A 7,662-nucleotide genomic window follows, 5' to 3' on the forward strand; every position below is an offset into this window, starting at 1 on the left:
GGCCGGCGTAAGTGAATTCCCAAGCCATCAGAACATCCGGACATTTGCCGCCGGCGCAGTAGATCGACACGTGCTGCAGTGCGTCCGGTCCGGACAACAAGGTCCGCACCTTGATGTCGGGATGCCTGCGCTGGAATGCATTCACGACGAGCAGCCGGGCATCTGCCTCTTCCGGGTTGGCCGCGAAGAAGAACGTCAGTGCATCGTCGTCAGAGCTGCATGCCATCGGCGCCATCGCCAGCGACGCGGCGCCAAGTGCGCCCGCGCCGCGGAGCAGCGTCCGCCGATCGAAGGGCTGACCGCAACCAAGGCTGGTGTTCGTGGTGGGTCTCCGGCTCGCAGTGATGGTTACGTTGTTCTTTCGTAGTCGGTCCAGCTGTGGTGTTCCTGGCTGCCGTCAGTCGTCGATTCGGTGATCACCAGGGAAGTAACGGATCCGGTGGATCCCCGTGCCGCGCCGGGCCACGTCGGCGAAAAGAACGCCGCGGCGCATCCCTGACGTGACCGAGGCGGCGACGGTGGAACCCGCGGCAATCACCTTCGCGGCGCTCGCGCCGGAACATCGCTCGACGAGTTCGGTGACGTCTGCTTTCTCGTCATCGCCGAAAGTGATTGTCGCACCGGATGACAATGCCTGCAGCGCGCCGAATCTGTCGCCTCGTCCCACCGCGTTCACGAACGTGTCGACCAATGTTTTCTGCCGAGATCCCACCCTGCGGAATCCGGCTACGAATCCGGCGGTACCGCGCAGCCGCTGATTGCGGATCAGACCTTGCGAGAGTTGAACGGTGGCCGGCACCGCAGATACCCCGTTGCGCAGGAATTGCAACACCATCGCGGGCAGCTCCCAGTAGGCGCGCAGCGTCACGACCTTCCACTCACCGTCGACCTCACGCAGGTCGTATCGGAGGAACGCCGGAATCGTCATGGTGACCGCGGACCCCATGGCCACCTCGAGATCGAGATCGCGGATCACCGACGAGCCGCGGACGACGTCGACATCGCGATGAAACGCGATATCGCGCGGGCCGATGAAGGTGTCGTAGAACCGGCCGATCTCGACCGGCCCGGCGTGTGGCCGCGAACCCACCGGATCTTCCACACGACCGTTCACGGCGAAAAGGCCAACCCAGCCAGCACGGTCATGCGCGGCCGCGGCCTGCGGTGATCGTTCCACCGCCGCCAGCAGCGTCTGCTCCGCCGGGCCCGTCATGGTCCGGCCACAATCGCGACACCCGCAGCGCGCAGAGCTTCGATGGCCGCCGCGGTGGACTCCTCCCCGACCCCTGCGGTCAGGTTCATCAGCACCCGAGTCACCAAGCCGTGCTTCGCAGCGTCTTCGGCGGTCCGGCGCACGCAGTGATCGGTGGCGATGCCGACCACGTCGACCTGGTCCACGTCGTGTTCTCGGAGCCAGTCGGCCAGCGGAGTGCCACGCTCGTCGAATCCGCCGAACCCGCTGTAGCCGGCGTCGTAGGCACCCTTGCGAAAGACGGCCTCGAACCGGCCGGTGTCGAGATCGGGATGGAATTCCGCGCCGACGGTGTCGGCACGGCAGTGTGGCGGCCACGACGAGATGTAATCCGGACGATCGGAGAAATGGTCACCAGGATCGATGTGGAAATCCTGCGTGGCCACCACATGGCGGTACTCGGCTCCGCCGGCCAGGTATGCGTCGATCGCACCCGCTAGGGCCGCCCCACCCGGCACAGCGAGTGAGCCGCCCTCGCAGAAGTCGTTCTGAACGTCGGTCACGATCAGCGCGCGCATGACACCACGGTATCGCCGACGGGAGCCGTACCTGAGCCAGCACAACCCTTGGTCTGAGTAGGATCGGCAAAGTTAACGCCGCTAGCTGCGCGTTGCATCAGGTAGCTAGTCAAACTATAGTCCAGACACGTGTCCAGAAAGTTCGCTGACGCCTCGTCTGAACCCCTCACCGTGATGTCTCTCAGCATCAACACGCCGGATCGGGCGTGAGTATGCGGATTGCGCTGCTGTCCTATCGCAGCAAGCCGCATTGCGGTGGCCAGGGAATTTACGTCCGGTATCTCAGCCGGGGCCTGGTCGAACTCGGACACCGGGTCGAGGTGTTTTCCGGTCAGCCCTACCCTGAGGAACTCGATCCTCGAGTGGTGCTGACCGAGGTACCCAGCCTCGACATGTACCGCGAACCCGATCCCTTCCGCATACCGCATCCCCGGGAAATCCGGGATCGCATCGACCTCCTCGAGTTGGGCGGCGTGTGGACGGCCGGCTTCCCCGAGCCGCGCACCTTCAGTCTGCGCGCCGCGCGCCTGCTGGCCGATCGGCTAGACGATTTCGACGTCGTGCATGACAACCAGAGCTTGGGTGTCGGCCTGCTGAAAATCGCCAAGACCGGTATGCCCGTGGTCGCGACCGTGCACCACCCGATCACCCGCGACCGGGTGCTGGATCTCGCGGCGGCCCGCTGGTGGCGGAAACCTTCGGTGCGCCGGTGGTATGGCTTCTTGACGATGCAGGAGCGAGTGGCTCGCAGCATCCCGGAATTGTTGACCGTCTCGTCGTCCTCGGCCACCGACATCACCACGGACTTCGGCGTGCACCCCGATCAGCTTCATGTCGTCCCGCTCGGCGTCGACACGGACATGTTCGCGCCGTCGTCGCAGGCGCGAATTCCCGGTCGCATCATCGCAATTGCCAGTGCCGACCGGCCGCTCAAAGGCGTCGGGCACCTGCTGCATGCGGTGGCCAAGCTGCGGAGCGAACACGATGTGGAGCTGCAGCTGGTCGCCAAGCTCGAACCCAACGGCCCGACGGAGAAGCTGATCGCCGAGCTGGGAATCTCCGACATCGTCCACATCTCGAACGGACTTTCCGACGCCGAACTGGCTCGGCTGTTCGCCTCCGCGGAGATCGCCTGTATCCCATCGCTTTACGAAGGTTTCTCACTACCGGCCGTCGAAGCGATGGCAAGCGGAACACCGATCGTGGCCAGCCGTGCCGGCGCATTGCCCGAAGTACTCGGGCCCGACGACGGTTGCGCAAGGCTGGTGCGTCCGGGAGACGCCGCTGAGCTGATTCGGGTGATCGGTGAACTGCTGGACTCCCCCGACGAGCTCAAACGACTGGGCGCGGCCGGTCGCCGCCGCGCCGTCGAGGTGTTCAGCTGGGAATCCGTGGCGGCGCAGACCGTGCGCGTCTACGAACAGGCCATCGCGCGAACAGCGCCGACCCGCGACCAGCGCCAAGCAGTGGGCGAGCCGTGCTGACAGTCGATTTGGACCGTCTCGGTATTGGTCCCGGCAGCAAAGTCATCGACGTCGGCTGCGGGGCGGGCCGGCACAGCTTCGAAGCGTACCGACGGGGCGCCGACGTCGTGGCATTCGACCAGAACGCCACCGAACTCGGTGAGGTCGACACTCTGTTCCGGGCCATGGCCGATGCCGGAGAGGCCCCGCCGTCAGCGCACGCGGAAACCGTCGTCGGTGATGCACGGACGTTGCCCTATCCCGACCGAACGTTCGACTGCGTCATCGCATCGGAGATCCTCGAGCACGTCCCGGCCGACGATGCCGTCATCGCCGAGCTGATCCGGGTACTCAAGGTCGGTGGCCAGCTCGCCGTCACGGTGCCGAGATGGTTGCCCGAACAAGTCTGCTGGCTGCTTTCCGACGACTATCACAGCAACGAGGGAGGCCACATTCGCATCTACCGCGCAAATCAGCTGCGCGGCAAGATCGCCGACCGCGGTATGACCTTCACCCACACCCACCACTCGCACGCGTTGCACTCGCCCTTCTGGTGGCTGAAATGTGTGCTCGGGGTCGACAACTCCGACCACCCGGCCGTCGCCGCCTACCACAAAATGCTGGTGTGGGACATGATGCGACGACCCCTGTTGACCCGAGTGGCCGAATCGGCACTCAACCCGCTGATCGGGAAGAGTGTCGCGCTGTATTTCGAGAAACCGGTACCCGCCGTTGAATTCGTCTAAAGTACCGGCCGTCGCAGGCGTCCTTTCCCCCACGCAATGCCGGCAGACGGCGGAATCGATTGCGGCACTTCAAGAGCCGTCGGGTGAAATCCCTTGGTCTGATGGCGGGCACACCGACCCGTGGGACCATGTGGAATGCGCGATGGCCCTTACGGCGGCAGGCCTGATCGGACCGGCGCGACGCGCTTTCGATTGGTGTCGTGACCAGCAGCGGGCGGACGGCTCATGGCCGATCCAGCTGCGTGCGGGGGTCGTCGAGGACGCCAACAGCGACAGCAACTTCTGCGCCTACGTCGCAGTGGGTGTATGGCACCACGTATTGGTCACCGGTGACCGCGCCTTTGCGGCCTCGATGTGGCCGACGGTGCGCGCCGCAATCGACTTCGTCTTGGATCTGCAGCTGGCAGGCGGCGAAATTTGTTGGGCGCGTAGCTCTTCCGGCCCGCTGGCGGACGCGCTGCTGACCGGGTGCGCGAGCATTTTTCACAGCATTCGCTGTGCACTGGCCCTGGCGAACCTGGTCGACGAACCACAACTCGAGTGGGAGCTTGGGCTCGGCCGGCTGGGTCATGCGATCGCCGACCACCCGTCGGCGTTCACCGAGAAGCCGCATCATTCGATGGACTGGTACTACCCGATCCTGGGCGGCGCGTTACGCGGTCGCGCAGCACAAGACCGGATCTCCGACCGCTGGGGCGATTTCGTCGTCGACGGTCTGGGAATCAGGTGTGTCGACGACCGCCCGTGGGTGACCGGCGCAGAGACCTGCGAACTGGTACTGGCACTCGAAGCGATGGGCAACCGGGCGGCGGCCCTGCAACAGTTCGCCGCGATGCAGCACCTGCGCGAGACGGACGGCTCCTACTGGACCGGGTTGGTGTTCAGCGATGGAAAGCGTTGGCCCGTCGAGCGAACCACGTGGACCGGAGCGGCCGTCATTCTCGCCGCGGACGCACTGTCGTCCACCACCGCGGGCAGCGGCATCTTCCGCGGCACCGATTTGCCGCGCGGCTTGGAGAGTGACTACGACTGCGAGTGCGCGGCCAGCCAGTCCGATCGTTAGACCCCCACCCCGGCCCCGCCTGCCGTCCGCTCCAGCACCCGCATCGACCCGGTGACGGACGTCTCCACGAACGCACCGCTTTCCAGTGCGCGGCAATAGATCTCGTACGGCGGCCGCCCGCCGTCGCGCGGGTCCGGGAAGACGTCGTGGATGATCAGCGCCCCGCCGATACCCACCCACTTCGCCCAGCCGTCGTAGTCCTTGCGCGCGGCGTCTTCGCTGTGGCCCCCATCGATGAACAACAGTTGCAGCGGAGTGCGCCAGCCCGTGGCCACCACCGTCGACTTGCCGACCACCGCTACCACGTTGTCGTCCAGGCCGGCTTCGTCGAGCGTGTGCCGCAACGTCGGCAAGGTGTCGAAACGGCCGGTGACAGCATCGACCATGGACGTGTCGTGGTACTCCCAGCCGGGCTGATGCTCCTCGGAGCCGTGGTGGTGGTCGACGGTGTAGAGAACGCTGCCACGCGCGTGCGCTGCCGCACCCAGCAGGACCGTCGACTTTCCGCAATACGTTCCGATCTCCACCGCGACACCGCCATCGAGGTAGTTCAGCGCCGCATCGTGCAGAGCGCGGCCCTCGTCAGTAGGCATGAAGCCGATAACCCGCTCGGCCAATGCGAACAAGCGACTGGTCAGCTCGTCATGAGCAGTGCGATCCGGGGGTGGCGTCATCAGCTGAACGGTAATGCACACGCGTGCGCAGCCGGTTGCCGCACCTGGGTCGGCGTAGTAGTGTCCGGACACGTGTCCAACCCGTTAGCTCGGGAATCGACCAGACGGCGATTGAGCGCCAAGCAAGCCGACACCGTTGACCGGCTGGGCCAGGCCGCGATCGGCGTGCTGAGCCGAGAAGGCTTCTCCGGATTGACGATTCGTATGGTCGCGGCCGAGGCCGGAGTCGGCGCAGCCACCGCCTACACCTATTTCTCGTCGAAAGAGCACCTCGTCGCGGAAGTTTTCTGGCGACGGTTGGCGTCCAGCCCGGTTCCGCCGACCGATTCGCCAGATTCGACCGCACGGGTGATCGCGGTGCTGCGTCACATCGCGTTGTTGGTGGCCGACGAACCCACACTCGCCGGCGCGGTGACCAACGCTTTGCTGAGCAAGGATCCCGAGGTCGAGCATCTGCGGTTGCGCATCGGCGGTGAGATCCATCAACGCCTGGTCACCGCGTTGGGTCCTGGTCAGGCTCCCGACCTGGTCGAAGCACTCGAGCTGCTCTATGCGGGGGCTCTGGTACGCGCCGGTACGGGATACGCCTCGTACACCGAGATCGCCAATCGGCTGGAGGTATCGGCGCGGCTTCTCTTGCACGAGAAGCCGTAACAGGGCGTGACTTTTCGTCGAGATTGACGGTGGCGCGGATAAGTTCGAGTGACTTGCGCGCTGGCGTCGATCTCGAAGTCTGAAATTGGACCGAAGTCCTAGCAACCCGCCGCAGGCTGGCATGATCAACGCCCATGGACGTCGTCGATCATCCTGAGCGCGACGAAGACTGGGATAAGACGGCGCGATCTGAGACCGAAACCCAACGATTAGACCGCAATTGGCTCAGCCTGCTGCAGGAGCTGCGGGTCGTTCAGACCGGCGTCCAACTGCTCACCGGTTTTCTGTTGACGTTGCCCTTCCAGGCCCGCTTCGATGAGCTGAGCGCCACCATGCGCGTGATCTTTCTGGGGACGGTGGGCTGTTCGATCGCCGCCACGGTGTTATTGGAATCTCCGGTCGCGATGCATCGCTTGTTGTTTCGTCGGCATCGAACTCAGTTTCTGGTCTCCGCAGCCGACCGGTTGGCTTACTCCGGACTATTACTGATGGGCTTGGCCCTTACCGGCGTCGTGGTGATCATTTTCGGCGCAGTGGCCGGTCCGGTCACCGGTGCCATCGCCGGGACCTGCGCGTTCGTGGCTCAATTCGGCTTCTGGGTGTTGTTCCCGCTGTGGGCGCGACGTCATGCACCCCCACTGAGTACGTAAGGGCAGCCATGCAATTTGCCGGTCCGGTTTGCACAGCGGGCAACCCGGGAACACAGCTGCCATGTTGCTTCGCAGAATTGCTCGTCCCCTGCTGTCCGCGGTATTCATCGGCCAAGGTGTTGAGACGTTACGCAACCCCAAAGTCACCCTCGATGCAGCGCAGACCGCTGTGACGACATTGCAGACGTTGCCGGATCCGGTCGGAAGCAAGATTCCGTCGGACCCCGAGACGGTTGCGCGGATAAACGCGGCTGTCCAGGTCGGTGGTGGGCTGCTGCTTGCGACCGGCAAGCTGCCGCGGATCGCCTCGGCGGCGCTGGCGTTCACCGTCTTACCCGGCAGCCTTGGCGGACATCTGTTCTGGAACGAACCCGACCCGGAACGGAAAGTGCAGAAACGCCGCGACCTGCTCACCGATCTAAGCCTGCTCGGCGGGCTGATCATCGCGTCGGCGGACACAGCGGGTAAGCCGTCGCTGGGATGGCGTGGTCGACGGGCGGCCAATCGACTCTCGGAGAAGGTGTCGGCTGCCCTACCGCTGGACGGGTCCGATGACTCGGTGCTCGATTCCGAGCTGGCCGAACGGATCGCCCACGGTCTGCATGTGGGCGCCGAGCGCAGCCGCGAGTTGGCCAGTACGGC

9 protein-coding genes and 1 pseudogene are annotated in these 7,662 nt (G+C 64.9%); 6 read left to right on the forward strand and 4 right to left on the reverse strand.

Annotated elements, in window-relative coordinates; all coding sequences use genetic code 11:
* From WAN02_RS19105 to WAN02_RS19115, 3 genes and pseudogenes are all read right to left on the reverse strand, one after another.
* A pseudogene (locus WAN02_RS19105) lies at nt 1-235 on the reverse strand (sugar ABC transporter substrate-binding protein); the annotation flags it as partial.
* Between the two features lie 162 nt (nt 236-397).
* Nucleotides 398-1,213, reverse strand: coding sequence for a ketosteroid isomerase family protein (locus tag WAN02_RS19110; protein ID WP_422265808.1), 816 nt, complete (start codon nt 1,211-1,213; stop codon nt 398-400).
* Nucleotides 1,210-1,770, reverse strand: coding sequence for an isochorismatase family protein (locus WAN02_RS19115; RefSeq protein WP_422265809.1), 561 nt, complete (start codon nt 1,768-1,770; stop codon nt 1,210-1,212). Before WAN02_RS19115 ends, WAN02_RS19110 begins: the two co-directional genes overlap by 4 nt.
* 212 nt (nt 1,771-1,982) lie before the next feature.
* Between WAN02_RS19115 and WAN02_RS19120 the strand changes: the two genes are divergently transcribed.
* Genes WAN02_RS19120 through WAN02_RS19130 form a run of 3 tightly spaced genes read left to right on the forward strand, consistent with a single transcriptional unit; the run spans nt 1,983 to nt 5,042 of the window.
* A complete protein-coding gene (locus WAN02_RS19120; protein WP_422265816.1) occupies nt 1,983-3,254 on the forward strand; it encodes a glycosyltransferase family 4 protein in 1,272 nt (423 codons plus the stop codon).
* A complete protein-coding gene (locus tag WAN02_RS19125; protein WP_422265810.1) occupies nt 3,248-3,979 on the forward strand; it encodes a class I SAM-dependent methyltransferase in 732 nt (243 codons plus the stop codon). The genes WAN02_RS19120 and WAN02_RS19125 overlap by 7 nt, the downstream gene beginning before the upstream one ends.
* Entirely contained in the window at nt 3,966-5,042 is a 1,077-nt protein-coding gene (locus WAN02_RS19130; protein WP_422265811.1) for a prenyltransferase, read from the forward strand. The genes WAN02_RS19125 and WAN02_RS19130 overlap by 14 nt, the downstream gene beginning before the upstream one ends.
* Here the strand turns inward: WAN02_RS19130 and WAN02_RS19135 are convergent.
* Nucleotides 5,039-5,716 (reverse strand): class I SAM-dependent methyltransferase, encoded by a 678-nt coding sequence (locus WAN02_RS19135; RefSeq protein WP_422265812.1) that lies wholly within the window; start codon nt 5,714-5,716, stop codon nt 5,039-5,041. The genes WAN02_RS19130 and WAN02_RS19135 overlap by 4 nt on opposite strands.
* Nucleotides 5,717-5,788: 72 nt before the next feature.
* Between WAN02_RS19135 and WAN02_RS19140 the strand changes: the two genes are divergently transcribed.
* From WAN02_RS19140 to WAN02_RS19150, 3 genes are all read left to right on the forward strand, one after another.
* Entirely contained in the window at nt 5,789-6,370 is a 582-nt protein-coding gene (locus tag WAN02_RS19140; RefSeq protein WP_422265813.1) for a TetR/AcrR family transcriptional regulator, read from the forward strand.
* Nucleotides 6,371-6,504: 134 nt separating this feature from the next.
* Entirely contained in the window at nt 6,505-7,020 is a 516-nt protein-coding gene (locus WAN02_RS19145; protein WP_422265814.1) for a DUF6328 family protein, read from the forward strand.
* A 61-nt stretch (nt 7,021-7,081) separates the two neighbouring features.
* Nucleotides 7,082-7,662: DoxX family protein (locus WAN02_RS19150; RefSeq protein ID WP_422265815.1), on the forward strand; the 581-nt coding region annotated here is incomplete at its 3' end.

Source organism: Mycobacterium sp., from assembly GCF_049281135.1.
In the GTDB taxonomy this organism is placed as follows: domain Bacteria; phylum Actinomycetota; class Actinomycetes; order Mycobacteriales; family Mycobacteriaceae; genus Mycobacterium.

Excerpts from the sequence above, each read along its gene's own strand:
- WAN02_RS19120 (WP_422265816.1), top strand. The coding sequence starts at position 1,983 with ATGCGGATTGCGCTGCTGTCCTATCGCAGCAAGCCGCATTGCGGTGGC.
- WAN02_RS19110 (WP_422265808.1), bottom strand. The coding sequence starts at position 1,213 with ATGACGGGCCCGGCGGAGCAGACGCTGCTGGCGGCGGTGGAACGATCA.
- WAN02_RS19135 (WP_422265812.1), bottom strand. The coding sequence starts at position 5,716 with ATGACGCCACCCCCGGATCGCACTGCTCATGACGAGCTGACCAGTCGC.
- WAN02_RS19145 (WP_422265814.1), top strand. The coding sequence starts at position 6,505 with ATGGACGTCGTCGATCATCCTGAGCGCGACGAAGACTGGGATAAGACG.
- WAN02_RS19115 (WP_422265809.1), bottom strand. The coding sequence starts at position 1,770 with ATGCGCGCGCTGATCGTGACCGACGTTCAGAACGACTTCTGCGAGGGC.